Annotated in this window: 17 protein-coding genes; 2 read left to right on the forward strand and 15 right to left on the reverse strand. The window is 69.2% G+C overall.

Features of this window, described 5'->3' with window-relative positions; genetic code table 11:
- Positions 1-25 precede the first annotated feature (25 nt).
- Positions 26-562: an FHA domain-containing protein gene (locus D7X74_RS02720; RefSeq protein WP_120531339.1), complete on the forward strand. Its 537-nt coding sequence runs from the start codon at positions 26-28 to the stop codon at positions 560-562.
- Positions 563-566: 4 nt separating this feature from the next.
- Here D7X74_RS02720 and D7X74_RS02725 read toward each other — a convergent pair whose 3' ends face one another.
- Genes D7X74_RS02725 through D7X74_RS02740 form a run of 4 tightly spaced genes read right to left on the reverse strand, consistent with a single transcriptional unit; the run spans position 567 to position 3,508 of the window.
- Entirely contained in the window at positions 567-1,286 is a 720-nt protein-coding gene (locus D7X74_RS02725; RefSeq protein ID WP_120531340.1) for a double-CXXCG motif protein, read from the reverse strand.
- A 3-nt stretch (positions 1,287-1,289) separates the two neighbouring features.
- Positions 1,290-1,988: a TIGR02269 family lipoprotein gene (locus D7X74_RS02730; protein ID WP_120531341.1), complete on the reverse strand. Its 699-nt coding sequence runs from the start codon at positions 1,986-1,988 to the stop codon at positions 1,290-1,292.
- 59 nt (positions 1,989-2,047) lie between these two features.
- Positions 2,048-2,764, reverse strand: a complete 717-nt coding sequence (locus D7X74_RS02735) for a double-CXXCG motif protein (RefSeq protein WP_120531342.1) — start codon at positions 2,762-2,764, stop codon at positions 2,048-2,050.
- A gap of 3 nt (positions 2,765-2,767) precedes the next feature.
- Positions 2,768-3,508, reverse strand: a complete 741-nt coding sequence (locus D7X74_RS02740; protein WP_370450704.1) for a TIGR02269 family lipoprotein — start codon at positions 3,506-3,508, stop codon at positions 2,768-2,770.
- A 142-nt stretch (positions 3,509-3,650) separates the two neighbouring features.
- On the opposite strand from D7X74_RS02740, the gene D7X74_RS02745 reads away from it, so the two are divergent.
- A complete protein-coding gene (locus tag D7X74_RS02745; protein ID WP_120531344.1) occupies positions 3,651-4,823 on the forward strand; it encodes a metallophosphoesterase in 1,173 nt (390 codons plus the stop codon).
- Positions 4,824-4,836: 13 nt separating this feature from the next.
- Here D7X74_RS02745 and D7X74_RS02750 read toward each other — a convergent pair whose 3' ends face one another.
- From D7X74_RS02750 to D7X74_RS02800, 11 genes are all read right to left on the reverse strand, one after another.
- Positions 4,837-5,442: a class II aldolase/adducin family protein gene (locus D7X74_RS02750; protein ID WP_120531396.1), complete on the reverse strand. Its 606-nt coding sequence runs from the start codon at positions 5,440-5,442 to the stop codon at positions 4,837-4,839.
- A gap of 26 nt (positions 5,443-5,468) precedes the next feature.
- Complete coding sequence (gene mtnA, locus D7X74_RS02755) at positions 5,469-6,572, reverse strand: S-methyl-5-thioribose-1-phosphate isomerase (protein WP_120531345.1); 1,104 nt, start codon at positions 6,570-6,572, stop codon at positions 5,469-5,471.
- 15 nt (positions 6,573-6,587) lie between these two features.
- Positions 6,588-7,472 (reverse strand): S-methyl-5'-thioadenosine phosphorylase, encoded by an 885-nt coding sequence (locus D7X74_RS02760; RefSeq protein ID WP_120531346.1) that lies wholly within the window; start codon positions 7,470-7,472, stop codon positions 6,588-6,590.
- A 15-nt stretch (positions 7,473-7,487) separates the two neighbouring features.
- Positions 7,488-8,189, reverse strand: a complete 702-nt coding sequence (gene mtnC / locus D7X74_RS02765) for an acireductone synthase (protein WP_120531347.1) — start codon at positions 8,187-8,189, stop codon at positions 7,488-7,490.
- Complete coding sequence (locus tag D7X74_RS02770) at positions 8,186-8,731, reverse strand: acireductone dioxygenase (protein ID WP_120531348.1); 546 nt, start codon at positions 8,729-8,731, stop codon at positions 8,186-8,188. The genes mtnC and D7X74_RS02770 overlap by 4 nt, the downstream gene beginning before the upstream one ends.
- Positions 8,728-9,357 carry a methylthioribulose 1-phosphate dehydratase gene (locus tag D7X74_RS02775; RefSeq protein WP_120531349.1) on the reverse strand — a complete coding sequence of 210 codons (630 nt, stop codon included), beginning with the start codon at positions 9,355-9,357 and terminating at the stop codon, positions 8,728-8,730. The genes D7X74_RS02770 and D7X74_RS02775 overlap by 4 nt, the downstream gene beginning before the upstream one ends.
- A gap of 127 nt (positions 9,358-9,484) precedes the next feature.
- Positions 9,485-10,297 carry an alpha/beta hydrolase gene (locus D7X74_RS02780; RefSeq protein ID WP_233595289.1) on the reverse strand — a complete coding sequence of 271 codons (813 nt, stop codon included), beginning with the start codon at positions 10,295-10,297 and terminating at the stop codon, positions 9,485-9,487.
- A 184-nt stretch (positions 10,298-10,481) separates the two neighbouring features.
- The gene (locus tag D7X74_RS02785; protein WP_120531351.1) at positions 10,482-11,726 is read right to left on the reverse strand and encodes a serine/threonine-protein kinase; all 1,245 of its coding nucleotides are present in this window, start codon (positions 11,724-11,726) and stop codon (positions 10,482-10,484) included.
- 98 nt (positions 11,727-11,824) lie between these two features.
- A complete protein-coding gene (gene ddpX, locus D7X74_RS02790) occupies positions 11,825-12,484 on the reverse strand; it encodes a D-alanyl-D-alanine dipeptidase (protein WP_120531352.1) in 660 nt (219 codons plus the stop codon).
- Entirely contained in the window at positions 12,484-13,179 is a 696-nt protein-coding gene (queC, locus tag D7X74_RS02795; protein WP_120531353.1) for a 7-cyano-7-deazaguanine synthase QueC, read from the reverse strand. The genes ddpX and queC overlap by 1 nt, the downstream gene beginning before the upstream one ends.
- 57 nt (positions 13,180-13,236) lie before the next feature.
- On the reverse strand, positions 13,237-13,845 hold the full coding sequence (locus D7X74_RS02800; RefSeq protein WP_120531354.1) for a hypothetical protein: 609 nt from the start codon (positions 13,843-13,845) through the stop codon (positions 13,237-13,239).
- Positions 13,846-13,856: the final 11 nt, after the last annotated feature.

Raw genomic sequence — 13,856 nt, forward strand, 5'->3', positions numbered from 1 at the left:
GGGCTGGGGGTACGGTAGGGGGGTGATGCCTTCCGTCCAACAGCTCCGCCCGTTCGCCTACGCCCCCGTCCAGGCGTTCCTGGAAGCCTCTGGACCGGTGGTGCTCATCCAGCAGCCCCCGGAGCCGGTGTTCCAGCAGGTCGCGTTGCGACTGGCGGAAGCGCGCACGGTGGGCATGGCGCACCGGTCGCGGCTGGTGGACCGGTTGCTGGTGATGCTCCAGGGGTTCGACTCGCTGGAGGTGCACTTCCTGGCGCCGGAGTCGGACGGGCAGGAGTTGAAGGTGGGGCGCATGGAGGGGTGTGCGCTGATGGTGCATGACCCGTCGGTGTCGAAGCAGCATGCGGTGCTGCGCTGGCACGAGCAGCAGGGGACGTGCTCGGTGCACGACCTGGGTTCGATGAACGGGACCTGGCTGAACGCGGCGGCGCTGGGCGAGGGCGAGGTGCGGCTGCTCACGGACGGGGACGCGCTGTCGTTCGGCGACGCGCAGTTCCTGTACCTGCGAGCGGAGACGCTGCACTCGCACCTGCGGCTGGCGAGCCCGGGCGGCGGGATGTGACGGATCAGTCGGCGGAGGGCAGTTCGCGGTAGGTGACGTCCGCAGGGCCCAGGCGCTGGATGACTTCGACGAAGCGCTCGCTGACGACGCGCGGGTTCGCGCCTTCGATGCCGAAGACGTCGAGCCCTTCCGGAATGGAGGAGCGCAGCAGCCAGCGCTTCGGCGGCAGGGAGAACGACTCGGGCCGGCCGCAGATGTCACACGCGGGCGTCTTCCATTCTCCGATGCAGTCGGGATGCAGCCTCGCGAGGGGGCGCGACTCCAGTTCGTAGAGTGCGGGCGTGGTGCTTCGACGGGACCTGAGTTCCATCCGGACCGCGATGACTCCGATCAGACCTTCGGACTTGAGCAGTTCGACTGCGTCCTCACGGAGGACCACTTCCCACGGCGGGTCGCAGGTGATGGGCCCGAACCTGCCTCTCGCGGTTCCGACCATGGGCCCGAACGCAGTGCCTGCCCTGACGGGAAGCTCGGGTGGAACGAAGGGGCGAACCAGGGCCACCAGTCGATTATATTCCTCCAGGGATGTCGGGCCCTTCCACTCGGACAGTACTGGTTCGGGGACATGTGACAGGTCCACCGAGGGGAACGCGTCCATCCAGGCCCAGACCCCGTATCTGGGACACTCGACTCCAGACAGATGCCAGCGGTGATGGGCCCGGTACTCCCCGCTCCATTGCGATTCCGCATTCTCGGCCGGACCACGAATCTCGAAGTAGCGCATGGTTCAGTCCTCGAAGGGGATGGGCGCAAGGTCGACCTGCTGCCAGTAGGTCAGCGGCAATCCGAAGAGTCCGTACTTCTGAATCATCCACGAGGCATGCTCGAAATGACGCGGCACGGTCGCGTCGAACCCTTCGCGGTCGATGAAGACCTTCCAGTCCTTGTTCCAGGGCCCGCCCTTCTCGCCCCGATGAATGCGCGCATGAACCTCCGCATCGATTGCCAGGACGTACTTGTGGATCTCGATTCTCTTCTCCTGAAAATGCTTCGCATGCGCCTGCGGGAAGATGTGGTGTCGCTCCTTCGGCCGCTTCGCCCACTCCTCCCGGGCCTTCTCCCGTCGTAGCTCGCTCGGCAGTTTCTCGCGCGGGTGCCAGCGGAACACCATGACGGGCACCGCGTCGCCCGGCACGCCCTGGGCACTGCCCCACGTCCGCTGTGGCCCGCTGCCCGGGGCCACGAACACCGGCGCGACCGGTGCGGCACCTCGCGTGCGCACCACCCGCTCCGGCGCCAGGTCCTCGCACCGGAACAGGGCGCAGACCTCCTCCTCGCACACCTGCGTGAGGCACTGGTCCTCGTCGCTGGCCTCGCACTCCTGCGACGCGTCCGTCCTCGACCACTCCTGCGTGGGCGAGGACACCTCGGACACCGAGGCACAACCTCCCAACACGACCACACAGAACAGCCACCACGCGCGCATCCCGCCTCCGGCTTCGTGTGCTCGACCTGCGCTGCACCCACGGACATGCGCCGCGAAAACTACTCGGCGGGCAGTTCCTGGTAGGTCACGTCACTGGGGCCCAGCCGCTGGATGACTTCGACGAAGCGCTCGCTGACGACGCGCGGGTTCGCGCCTGCAAGGCCGAAGACGTCGAGCCCTTCCGGGATGGAGGAGCGCAGCAGCCAGCGCTTCGGCGGCAAAGCAAACATCTCGGGTCGGCCGCAGACGTCACACGGGGGCGTCTTCCATTCTCCGATGCAGTCGGGATGCAGCTTCGCCAGGGGTCGGGCTTCCAACTCGTAAAGCGTGGGTGTGGTGCTTCGACGGGACCTGAGTTCCATCCGGACTGCGATGACGCCGTTCAGCCCCTCTGCGTTGAGCAGCTCGACCGCGTCCTCACGGAGGACCACTTCCCATGGAGGATCGCAGGAGATGGGGCCGAACCTGCCTCGTGCTGTTCCGATCATGGGACCGAACGAACTCCCGCCCTTGATGGGTATCGCAGAGGGGAGACAGGGTCGAATCAGGGACACCAATCGCATGTACTCCGCGAAGCGGGTCGGTCCCGTCACCTTCGCGAGCACAGGCTCCTCCACGCTCGACAGATCCACTGAAGGATATGCAGCCATTCCTGCCCAGCTCCCGCACTTGGGGCAGTCAACCCCTGGCAGGTGCCATCGGTGACTGGCCCGATACTCTCCGCTCCACTGTGGCTCTGCATCCTCGCGCGGGCCACGAATCTCGAAGTAGCGCATGGCTCAGTCCTCGAAGGGCACGGGTGAGAGGTCGACCTGCTGCCAGTAGGTCATCGGCAGTCCAAAGAGTCCGTACTTCTGAATCATCCAGGAGGCATGCTCGAAATGACGCGGCACCTTCGCTTCTTCCCCCTCTTCGTCGATGAAGCGCTTCCAGTCCTTGTTCCAAGGTCCGCCATTCGCCCCCCGATGGATGCGCGCGTGAACTTCCGCATCGATGGCCAGGACGTATTTGTGGATTTCAATACCCTTGCGCTGAAAATGCTTCACGTGTGCCTGAGGGAAGATGTGGTGCCGCTCCTTCGGACGTTTCGCCCACTCCTCCCGGGCCTTCTCCCGTCGTAGCTCGCTCGGCAGTTTCTCGCGCGGGTGCCAGCGGAACACCATGACGGGCACCGCGTCGCCCGGCACGCCCTGGGCACTGCCCCACGTCCGCTGTGGCCCGCTGCCCGGGGCCACGAACACCGGCGCGACCGGTGCGGAACCTCGCGTGCGCACCACCCGCTCCAGCGCCAGGTCCTCGCACCGGAACAGGGCGCAGACCTCCTCCTCGCACACCTGCGTGAGGCACTGGTCCTCGTCGCTGGCTTCGCACTCCTGCGACGCGTCCGTCCTCGACCACTCCTGCGTGGGCGAGGACACCGAGGCACAACCGATCACCAAGACGATCCACAACCACCACGCGCGCATCCCACCCTCCCGAAGCTGGCCCCTTATCTTCCGGGGATTCCCCGTCCAGGCCATCAGGTGCGCCGTGACTCAGGCGAGCGGCCACGGTGTCGGAGGGACAGCGCGCTGTCAGGGGGTCCGTTATCCTCGGGCTCCCTCACTTCGAGGGCGGCCCCGGACCTCTTGCGCCCGGGACGTGACGGAGAGCGCTAAAACGATGGGAAGGCTCCTGGTCCTGCTGTTCGTCTACCTGGGCTCGTACCTCGTGCTGCGCAGGCTGTGGCCCGCCGTCACGCGCGGATGGCGCCATGGCGTGTTGCTGGGCCTGATGGGGCTGTCCTTCGTCGCCTGGACCGTTCCCGCGCTCACCGGCTACGGCCTCCACGACACGCCCGCGCCCCTCGTGCCGGTGAAGCTGTTCGCCGTCATCTGGAGCATCGCCGCGCTGATGGTGATGCTGCTGGGCCTGCCGTTCCTCGTGCTGAAGCTGTGGGGCGAGCGCCGCCGCAAGGCCGCGCCCCCCGGCGTGGACCTGGAGCGCCGCGGGCTGCTCGTGAAGGCCGGACAGGCCATGCCCGTGCTCGCCGTGACGGGGAGCACCCTGGGCGTCGTGAGCGGCAGCCTGGGCTTCACCGTGCGTGAGGTGGAGGTGAAGCTGAAGGGCCTTCCCGCCGCGCTCGACGGCTTCCGCATCGGGCAGATCACCGACGTCCACGTGGGCCCCTTCATCAGCCCCGAGTACCTGCGCGGCGCCGTGGACGCGATGAACGCGGCCGGCGTGGACCTCCAGGTGATGACGGGCGACCTCATCGACGACGTGAACCAGGTGGATGCGACGATGGCCGCCCTGGCCGCGACGACGGCCCGCCACGGCATGCTCGCCATCCTCGGCAACCACGAGCACTGGCGCGGCCTGGAAGAAGTCCTGGGCGGCTACGAGGCCCTGGCCCAGCGCGGCGCACCGGTCCGCCTGCTCGTGGATGAATCCCACGTGCTGGAGCACGGCGGCCAGCGCGTGCGCGTGGTGGGCGTGGACTATCCCATGTCCGGCCGCAGCCACACCGTGCGCGAGGCCCGCTGGAAGCACTCCGCGGACACCGCGTTCCAGGGAGGCAATCCGGATGACATCGTCATCTGCCTGTCCCACCACCCGGACTTCTTCACCTACGCGGCGGAACGCGGCGCCCGCCTGACGCTCGCCGGCCACACCCACGGAGGACAGGTGGCTTTCCTGGGCGTCCCGCTGTTCGGCTTCGCCTTCAAGCACATGCTGGGGCGCTACCGCTTCCGCGACAGCCACCTCTACGTCTCCGGCGGCACCGGGCACTGGCTGCCCTTCCGCATCGGAGTGCCGCCCGAGGTGACGCTGCTCACCCTGCGCAGCGCCTGAGCCCTCCGGGGCGCTACTGCCCGTAGCCCCGGAACTGTTCGAACACGCGCGCCATCTCCGCGTCGTCCAGGATGACAGGCTCGCCCACCTGGAGCGCGCGCCAGTACATGGCCGCCAGCGTCTCCACCTCCACCGCCAGCTTGTAGGCCGCGGGCAGGTCCACGCCCGCCGCCACCATGCCGTGGTTCGCGAGCAGGCACGCCTTGCGGCCCTCCAGCGCCTTCATCATGTGCCGCGCCAGCTCCGGCGTGCCGAAGGTCGCGTACTCCGCGCACCGCACGTCCGTGCCTCCCGCCGCGGAGACCATGTAGTGGAACGCCGGAATGCCCCGCCGCAGGCACGCCAGCGTCGTGCTGAACATGCTGTGCGCGTGCAGCACCGCGCCCACCTCCGGACGCGCCACCAGGAGATCCCGGTGCAGCTGCCACTCGGATGACGGCTTGCGCGCACCCACGTGCGTGCCGTCGAAGCGCATGAGGACCAGGTCCTCCGGCGTCATCGTCTCGTAGTTCATCCCCGAGGGCGTGAGGAGGAAGCCGCCCTCCACCCGCTGGCTCAGGTTGCCTGACGTGCCCTGGTTCAGGCCCGACGTGTTCATCCTCCGGCAGGTGGCCACCATCGCCTCGCGCAGCGCACCGTGCTCCTTCACTTCGCCGGCCTCCGCTCCGGAAAGAGCGACAGCAGCCCCTCCTCCGACGCCGGACACACGCCCCGCTCCGTGATGAGCGCCGTCACCAGCCGCGCGGGCGTCACGTCGAACGCGTAGTTCGCGGCGGGGCTCCCCGGCGGGGTGATGCGCACCGTGGCGACCTCACCCGAAGGAAGCCGGCCCGTCACGTCGCTGAGCTCCGTGCCCTCGCGCTGCTCGATGGGGATCTGCCTCACGCCGTCCTGGATGGTCCAGTCCACCGTGGGCGACGGCAGCGCCACGTAGAACGGCACGCCGTTGTCCTTGGCCGCCAGCGCCTTCAGGTACGTGCCAATCTTGTTCGCCACGTCGCCGTGCGCCGTCGTGCGGTCCGTGCCCACGATGCACAGGTCCACGTCCCCGTGCTGCATCAGGTGGCCGCCCACGTTGTCCGCGATGACCGTGTGCGGAACGCCGTGCTGGCCCAATTCCCACGCCGTCAGCACCGCGCCCTGGTTGCGCGGCCGCGTCTCATCCACCCAGACGTGCAGCGGCATGCCAGCGTCGTGCGCCAGGTACATGGGCGCCAGCGCCGTGCCCCAGTCCACCGTCGCGAGCCACCCCGCGTTGCAGTGCGTGAGCACGTTCAGCCGCCCCTTGCGGCCCTTCCTGTCCCACGCGTCCTGGAACAGCTTCAGCGCGTGCTCGCCAATGGCCCGGTTGATGGCCACGTCCTCGTCGCACAGCGCCGCCGCGTGCCGGTACGCCGCGGCCACCCGCTCCGACGGCCGCAGCGGCGTCAGCACCCGGCGCATCCCATCCAGCGCCCAGTGCAGGTTCACCGCCGTGGGCCGCGTGGCCCGCAGCATCGTCAGCGCCGTCTCCAGCGCCGGGTCCGACGCGTCCTCGCGCATGGCCAGACACACGCCATACGCCGCCGTGGCGCCAATCAGCGGCGCGCCCCGCACCAGCATGCTGCGGATGGCGCGCCCCGCCTCCTCCGCGGTGGACAGCTTCACCTTCACGAACGCATGCGGCAGGCGCGTCTGGTCGATGACGCCCACGGTCCAGCCGTCGGACTCGACCCAGATGGAGCGCGTTGGCTCGCCTTGGACTTTCATCGCCGTGTCTTCCTTTCAGCGCTTCAGGACGCGGCCCGCCACCGCGGAGAGCTTCTCCACGACGGCCGGGTCGCGCACGTCCGGCGAGGTCATGATGGCGTGGTCCAGGGCCGTCTGGCAGCCCTTGGAGCAGGGGCCTTCGTGGCGGCCCACGAGCGGCGCGATGTTCTTCACCAGCCCGCGCGCCCTGCCCGCATTGCCCAGGAGCACCGCCACCACCTGGTCCACCGTCACCGCGTCGTGGTCCGGATGCCAGCAGTCGAAGTCCGTGACCATGGACACGCTCGCGTAGCAAATCTCCGCTTCGCGGGCGAGCTTGGCCTCCGGCATGTTCGTCATGCCAATCACGTCGCAGCCCCACTGGCGGTACATCTTGCTCTCCGCCAGCGTGGAGAACTGCGGGCCTTCCATCACCAGGTACGTGCCACCGCGCACGGCCTGGATGTCCAATCCCTCGCACGCCGCCATCACCGCGTCGCCCAGGCGCGTGCACGTAGGCTTCGCCATGGACACGTGCGCCACCAGCCCCGCGGAGAAGAAGCTCTTCACGCGCGAGAAGGTGCGGTCCACGAACTGGTCCACCACCACGAAGGTGCCCGGCTTCAGGTCCTCGCGCAGGCTGCCCACCGCGGAGATGGACAGGATGTCCGTCACGCCGCTGCGCTTGAGCGCGTCGATGTTCGCCCGGAAGTTCAGCTCCGACGGCGGGATGCGGTGCCCCCGCCCGTGCCGCGGCAGGAACACCACCGGCTGGTCGCCAATGCGCCCGAAGCAGAACTCATCCGACGTCTCCCCGAAGGGCGACGACACCCGGCGCCACGACACGTCCGTCAGGCCGTCAATCTGATACAGGCCGCTGCCGCCGATGATGCCCAGCACGGGCTTGTTGGAACTCGACATGGATGGAGACTCCTCTCAGGAGGCGCGCGCGAACGGGTCGAGCGTCGTGAAGTCATGAAACGTCGGGTGCCCGTGGCCCGCGGGAACGGCCACCTCGCCCCGGTCCAGGCAGGCCGTGCGCAGCCCCGCCTTCCGGGCCGCGTCCAGCTCCGCCACGTTGTCCGACAGGAACAGGATGTCCCCCGGCGGCAGCTCCAGCGCCTGGGCAATCTTCGTGTACGACGCGGCCTCCACCTTGGGCCCGGTGGTGGTGTCGAAGTAGCCGGAGAACAGCGGCGTCAGGTCCCCCTCCACGCTGTAGCCGAAGATGAGCTTCTGCGCGGCCACGCTGCCGGAGGAATAGACATACAGGCGCAGGCCCCGCCCGTGCCAGGCGCGCAGCTCCCGGGCCGCGTCCGCGTACACGTGGCCCTTCAGCTCGCCGCGCGCGTAGCCGTCCGCCCAGATGAGCCCCTGGAGCGTCTTGAGCGGCGTGGCCTTGCGGTCCTCGTCCAGCCAGCGCTGGAGCAGGGCCACCGTGCTGACGTCGTCCAGCGCGGGCTCCCCCGCGAGCGTGCGGGCGTCGGACAGACACTGGCGCACGGAGGACTGCTCACCGTGCGTCGCGACGAACTCCGCCAGGTGCTTGCGGGCGAAGGGGAAGAGCACGTCCTTCACGAAGGCGATGGAGCTGGTGGTGCCCTCGATGTCGGTGACGATGGCGACGGGGGCGCTCACGGTTCGTATTTCGGGAAGCGCTCGGCGATGGTCTCGCCGGTGAAGTTGCCCACCCAGCCGTCCGGGCGGATGAAGAACCGGATGGCGGCGAACAGGGGCGCGGGCCCCATGTCGAACCAGTGCTTCATGCCCTCCGGCACGCTGATGAGGTCGCCCCGGGTGCAGACCACCTGGAAGACCTTGTCCTGCGCGTGCAGGTAGAAGCAGCCGCTGCCCTCCACCATGATGCGCGACTCGTCCTCCGTGTGGGTGTGCTCGGAGAGGAACTTCTGGCGCGCCTGCACCACGTTGGCCGCGTCCGGCTTGATGCGCACCACGTCCACGGTGTTGTACCCGTGGGCCTTCTTCTCCGCGTCCACCACGTGCTGGTAGGCCGCGAGCACCTCGTCCTGCCCCGCGCCGTCCGGCAGCGCCACGGAGGCGTCCACGCGCTCGAAGCGCACGCCGATGGGGGCCAGCTCCCGGCCGATGTCCGCGGGGTCCGTGAAGACGCCCAGCGGCTCCGCCGGGTGGTGTTCCTTGTAGACCGTCAGGTTGCTCATCGCCGCACCTTCATCTTCTCGAGTTCGTACGTCAGCAGGTGTTCCAGCGCCACCACGTGGCGACGCGCCTCGGCCATGCTCCGACCCCAGGTGTACAACCCGTGGCCGGCAATGAGATACGCGACCAGCTCCGTCCGCTTCTCCAGCATCGCCGTCACCTTGCTGGCCAGCCGGGGAATGTCCTGGTCGTTGGGGAAGATGGGAATGGACACCGCCGCCTCGTGCGTGCGGGTGTCACCCAGCGCCTTGAGCAGTTCGAAGTCCTGGAGCACCAGCTCGCCTTCGGACTGCCGCAGGTTGGACAGCAGCGCGGACACCACGGAGTGCGTGTGCAGCACCGCCTGGGCCTCCGGCCTGTCGCGATACAGTTGCAGGTGCAGCGGCGTTTCCGCCGACGAGCCCTTCGGCGGCGGCGCGTGGATGTCCGCCACCAGCACGTCCGCTTCCACCAGCTCGCCCTTGTCCACGCCGGAGCGGGTGACGGCGGCCGTGCGGGCGTCCAGCCGGCGGGAGAAGTTGCCGCTGGTCGCGGGCACGAAGTTGCGCACGCTCAGGAAGCGGCCCACCTCCACGATTTCACGGGCGGCTTCGGACAGGGTGGCGGCGGGGGCCGGGTTGACGCTCATCCATCCCTCGGGGGAACCAGGACGCGATGAAACATCGCGTTGATGACACGGAGCATAATCCGGCGCTTACCGGTAGGCGCAAGGGAACGCGACGCGGGACGTCATGTCCCCTGGGGCCACGGGCGGCTCAGGTGCCGTCGAGCGCGAACGTGGCCAGCCGTGCGAACTCCTTCAGGCCGTCCTGCTCCAGCACGTCGTTGTGGCCCGCGCGCGGCACCGTCACCACCGTGGCGTGCGGGAAGCGTTGACCCAGCGTGCGGCCCATCTCCACCGGGATGACCTCATCCTGTTCGCCGTGGATGACGAGCACCGGGATGGCGATGTCCGGGGCCTTGGACAGGGACTCGAAGCGGTCGCGCACCAGCAGCGTCGCGGGCAGGAAGGGCAGCATGTGCTGGCCCATGGCCACCATGGACGTGTACGGCGCCACCAGCACCATGCGGGCACCATATCCGCGCCGCGCCATCTCCACCGCGACGCCGGTCCCCAGGCTGCGGCCGCTCAACACCACCTGCTCCGGCTTCACGCCCTGCTCGCGCAGGAACTGGAGCGCGGCCTCCGCCGCCGCGTACAGGCCCGCCTCCGAGGGGCTGCCCCGCGAGGCGCCGTAGCCCGGGTACTCCACCGAGAGGAAGCCCAGGCCCGCGTCCGCGAGCAGCTGGCCCAGTCCCCGCTGCTGCAGCAGTTGTTCGCCGTTGCCGTGGAAGTGCAGCACCGTGGGCGCTCCCGGCGGCGCGGGCAGGTAGAAGGTGTCCACGCTCAGGCCCGCTGCCAGCGGAACCTGGCCGAAGCCGGGACGGTCCCGCAGGGCCTCCGGACCGACGCGCGGCGCGGGATAGATGAGGGAGCGCTGCGCGGCGAAGGTGACCGCGCACAGCGCGAGGTACAGCATGCCGGAGATGAGCAGGAAGGCCATGAGCAGGCGGCGATGACGTTGCACGCCGCCACTCCATCACATCACGCGCGGCGGAGGGAGGACGCGCACCGGAAGGCGCATGGCGGCGTTCGTCTCAGGAGGCCGGACGCCGGAACTCGGGTTGGAGCGCACGACCCGCGAGCTTCGCGCACTCGACAAGGCGCGAAGAAGCGCATCGAGGTCGCGAATGCCGCGGCGCGGTCCGTCGTCAGTGCAGCATCGTCGCGAAGAACGACATGCCCAGGTGGACCGCGGAGGCGACCACCAACCCCGCGCCCACCAGCGCGGCCATCGTGATGGCCATGGGGTTGCGGTCCGCCGCGCGCAGGCCCTGGTGGAAGGTCTTCTTCAGGAACGTGCGCTGGCATTGCACCGCGCACCGGCCATCCAGCGCGGCATCCAGCTCCAGCACCATGTCGTCCACGGAGGCGTAGCGCTCCGCGGGGTTCTTCTTCATCCCCTTCACCACGAACCACATCAGCTCCGCGGGCACCGGGCCCTGGGCGTTGTTGACGTGCAGGGTGGACAGGGTGAGTTCGCGCGTCTGCACGCCCTTCATGATCTCCGGCACCGACTGGAGCCCGTCCAGGTAGTGCGTCAGCCCCAGCAGCTCGTGGAAGAGCACCGACAGGCTGTAGATGTCGCTGCGCGCGTCCATCTGGTCATGCTCGCCGCGCGCCTGCTCCGGGGACATGTACAGGGGCGTGCCCACCACGGAGCCGACCTCCGTGTGCAGCGGGCGCGCGGTCGCGAGGTCCGCCGACGCGCTCGCGGAGCCTGCCGGGAGACTCGGCGGCGTGGGCGCGCCCACCCTGCGGGCGAGGCCCCAGTCCAGCACCGTCACCTCACCGAAGGGCCCGACCATGATGTTCGCGGGCTTCAGGTCGCGGTGGATGAAGCCCTTGCCGTGCGCGTACGACAGCGCGTGCAGCACGCCCCGGAAGATCTGCACCCGCACCTGGAACGGATAGCGCACGAGCGCGTCCAGGTCCGAGCGGCGCAGGCGGGCGATGATGGACTCCAGCGTTTCGCCCCGCAGGTGCTTCATCATGAAGAAGTAGCGGCCCTGCTCATCCACGCCCACGTCGTGCACCGGCACGATGTTCGGATGGTCCAGCGTGCCGACGGTGCGGATCTCCTCCACGAAGCGCAGCACGCGGTCCAGCTCCGCGCCGGGGGGCAGCCGCTTGAGCGCCACCTCCCGTTCGATGTCGTGGTCGCGCATCAGCACCACTTCGCCCATGCCGCCCTGCCCCAGCGGACGCACTTCCTCGAAGCGCTCGCGTTGCAGGGGCACCACGCTGGGTTGCTGGCCCGTCCACTGCACCCGGGGCAGCACCGTGTTGCGCCGGTTGGTCATCGAGGACCCGGGCGCGAGCGTGGGCGCCAGCTCCGACGAAGAGGACGGGGAGATGAGCGTGTTTTCCAGGCCAGCCGAGAGCGTTTGCCTCATGGGACGCCAGGAATAGCAGGCACACCGTGCGCGCGCCCACCTACGCGCAGTCCATGACGCAACCGCGCGAAACCACTGGGCTGGCGACCGGCCGAGCGTCAGTTCGTCGGCGTAAAGGGCACGTCCAGCACCGGCAATTTCGTAGCGCCGGGCAGGTCGTAATGCCACCACTCCATCTTGTTGCGCTGGAAGCCCACGCCCTCCATGGCCGCGCGCAGCACCTCCCGGTGCTCACGCGAGGCGGGCGTGCCGCCCATGTAGCCGTGGTGCGCCTTGGGGGTGAAGTCGTCGAAGGGGGTGGGCATCTCCACCTCGCCCCCCTCCGCCGTGGCCAGCGTCAGGTCCACCGCGCCGCCCCGGTTGTGATTGGAGCCCTTGGCCGGGTTCGCCACGTAGCCCGGCTTGGGCAGGATCTTCCACATCTCGTACTGCACCGCGCGCGGCCGGTAGCAGTCGTAGACCCTCAGCCGGTAGCCCTGGGGACGCAGCACGTCCGCGGCCTTCTTCAGGCGGTTCACCGAGTCCGGCAACAACAGACACCGCGCCCCGTCCGGGTACACCTGCCGCTTGAGGAAGTTGTCCTTCGTCGCGTAGCGCAGGTCCAGGATGAGGTCCGGGATGACGGTGGCCGCGTCCACCAGCTCCACCTTCGGCTTCGGCGTGGCCGTGGGAGCGGGCTTCGGCTTCGCGTCCTCCGCCAGGGCCGGAGCGCTTGCGAAGAGCGCCAGCGTCAGCGCGAGCCGCGTCGTCGCGTGCATCAGCGCACCCCGTCCACGTAGGTGGTGGGATCCGGCACGCCGGCTTCCTGGAAGCCCTTGGCACGCAGGAGGCAGCTGTCGCAGCGGCCACACGCCCGGCCCTGGGCGTCCGGGTCGTAGCAGGAGTGGGTCATCCCGTAGTCCACGCCCAGCTTCACGCCGGCCTGGATGATCTGCGCCTTGGTGAGGCCGGAGAGCGGCGCGTGCACCTGGAAGCGAGCGCCCTCCACGCCGGCCTTGGTGGCCAGTTGGGCCATGGTCTCGAAGGAGCGGATGAACTCCGGGCGGCAGTCGGGGTAGCCGCTGTAGTCCACCGCGTTGACGCCGATGTAGAGGTCCGTCGCGCCGACGACCTCCGCGAGCCCCAGCGCCAGCGAGAGGAACAGCGCGTTGCGCGCGGGCACGTAGGTGACGGGCACGTCGTGGGACATGTCCTCGTCCGAGCGGTCCTTGGGCACCGGGATGTCGTCCGTGAGGGCCGAGCCGCCCACCTGCCGCAGGTCCACCGTCACCACGCGCACGTCGCGCACGCCCATGGCCTGCGCCACCTTGCGCGCCCGCTCCAGCTCCACGGAATGACGCTGGCCATAGGCGATGGACAGGCACACCGGCTCGAAGCCGGCCGCCTTCGCCATCGCCAGACAGGTCGTCGAATCCAGTCCGCCGGACAGGAGCACCACCGCACGCTTCGCCATTCCATCCTCCACTTCGGGGCGGCGCACGTTACACGACGGGGCCGGGCCCCGGGTGTTTCAGTCCTGCCGGTCGCCGCGCACCGTGTACACGGTGGTGCAGGTGGCCGGCTGGCAGTTGCAGCTCGCGCCCTTGCCCGGCAGGAAGACGTCCGTGAGCGTGCCGCATGCGAGCGACACGTCGTAGCCGTTCTCCGTGGGGGCCGGGATGGCGCCCTCGGGGACGCCACCATCCAGGCGGGCGCAGTCGCGCGCCACGTTGCGCGCCTGGCTGTCGCTCAGGAGCATCACGTTGAGGTTCTCCTCGATTTCGGAGTCCTCGCAGCCGGTGCCGCACGACGCACGGGGCGCGGTGGCACGGTGGGTGGAGTTGACGCTCTGGCCCGAGTAGCCGGCGTCGCGCGTGAAGCCCAGCACGGTGAGGAAGCCCGTGCCCGCGTCGGTGTCGCGCGAGAAGGTGCCCTCGAAATAGAAGGAGCCCGCGTCGTCCAGCTGCGCGAACTCCCGCGAGCCCGCGTCGCAGGTGGTGCGCGCCGCGTCCAGCTTCGCCTGGAAGCGGAACGAGCCCAGCACCTGGTTGCCCGGGTACACGGGGTCGGTGAAACAGCCCACCGCGACGGCCAGGGCCGCCGCGGGAAAGAGCGCCAGCGCGAGTCGCTTCAGGTGCATGTCGTCCCCGA

This window comes from Corallococcus sp. CA047B (assembly GCF_003612065.1).
GTDB lineage: Bacteria > Myxococcota > Myxococcia > Myxococcales > Myxococcaceae > Corallococcus > Corallococcus praedator.

Excerpts from the sequence above, each read along its gene's own strand:
- D7X74_RS02720 (WP_120531339.1), top strand. The coding sequence starts at position 26 with ATGCCTTCCGTCCAACAGCTCCGCCCGTTCGCCTACGCCCCCGTCCAG.
- D7X74_RS02725 (WP_120531340.1), bottom strand. The coding sequence starts at position 1,286 with ATGCGCTACTTCGAGATTCGTGGTCCGGCCGAGAATGCGGAATCGCAA.
- D7X74_RS02730 (WP_120531341.1), bottom strand. The coding sequence starts at position 1,988 with ATGCGCGCGTGGTGGCTGTTCTGTGTGGTCGTGTTGGGAGGTTGTGCC.
- D7X74_RS02735 (WP_120531342.1), bottom strand. The coding sequence starts at position 2,764 with ATGCGCTACTTCGAGATTCGTGGCCCGCGCGAGGATGCAGAGCCACAG.
- D7X74_RS02740 (WP_370450704.1), bottom strand. The coding sequence starts at position 3,508 with ATGGCCTGGACGGGGAATCCCCGGAAGATAAGGGGCCAGCTTCGGGAG.
- D7X74_RS02745 (WP_120531344.1), top strand. The coding sequence starts at position 3,651 with ATGGGAAGGCTCCTGGTCCTGCTGTTCGTCTACCTGGGCTCGTACCTC.
- D7X74_RS02750 (WP_120531396.1), bottom strand. The coding sequence starts at position 5,442 with ATGGTGGCCACCTGCCGGAGGATGAACACGTCGGGCCTGAACCAGGGC.
- mtnA (WP_120531345.1), bottom strand. The coding sequence starts at position 6,572 with ATGAAAGTCCAAGGCGAGCCAACGCGCTCCATCTGGGTCGAGTCCGAC.
- D7X74_RS02760 (WP_120531346.1), bottom strand. The coding sequence starts at position 7,472 with ATGTCGAGTTCCAACAAGCCCGTGCTGGGCATCATCGGCGGCAGCGGC.
- D7X74_RS02770 (WP_120531348.1), bottom strand. The coding sequence starts at position 8,731 with ATGAGCAACCTGACGGTCTACAAGGAACACCACCCGGCGGAGCCGCTG.
- D7X74_RS02775 (WP_120531349.1), bottom strand. The coding sequence starts at position 9,357 with ATGAGCGTCAACCCGGCCCCCGCCGCCACCCTGTCCGAAGCCGCCCGT.
- D7X74_RS02785 (WP_120531351.1), bottom strand. The coding sequence starts at position 11,726 with ATGAGGCAAACGCTCTCGGCTGGCCTGGAAAACACGCTCATCTCCCCG.
- ddpX (WP_120531352.1), bottom strand. The coding sequence starts at position 12,484 with ATGCACGCGACGACGCGGCTCGCGCTGACGCTGGCGCTCTTCGCAAGC.
- queC (WP_120531353.1), bottom strand. The coding sequence starts at position 13,179 with ATGGCGAAGCGTGCGGTGGTGCTCCTGTCCGGCGGACTGGATTCGACG.
- D7X74_RS02800 (WP_120531354.1), bottom strand. The coding sequence starts at position 13,845 with ATGCACCTGAAGCGACTCGCGCTGGCGCTCTTTCCCGCGGCGGCCCTG.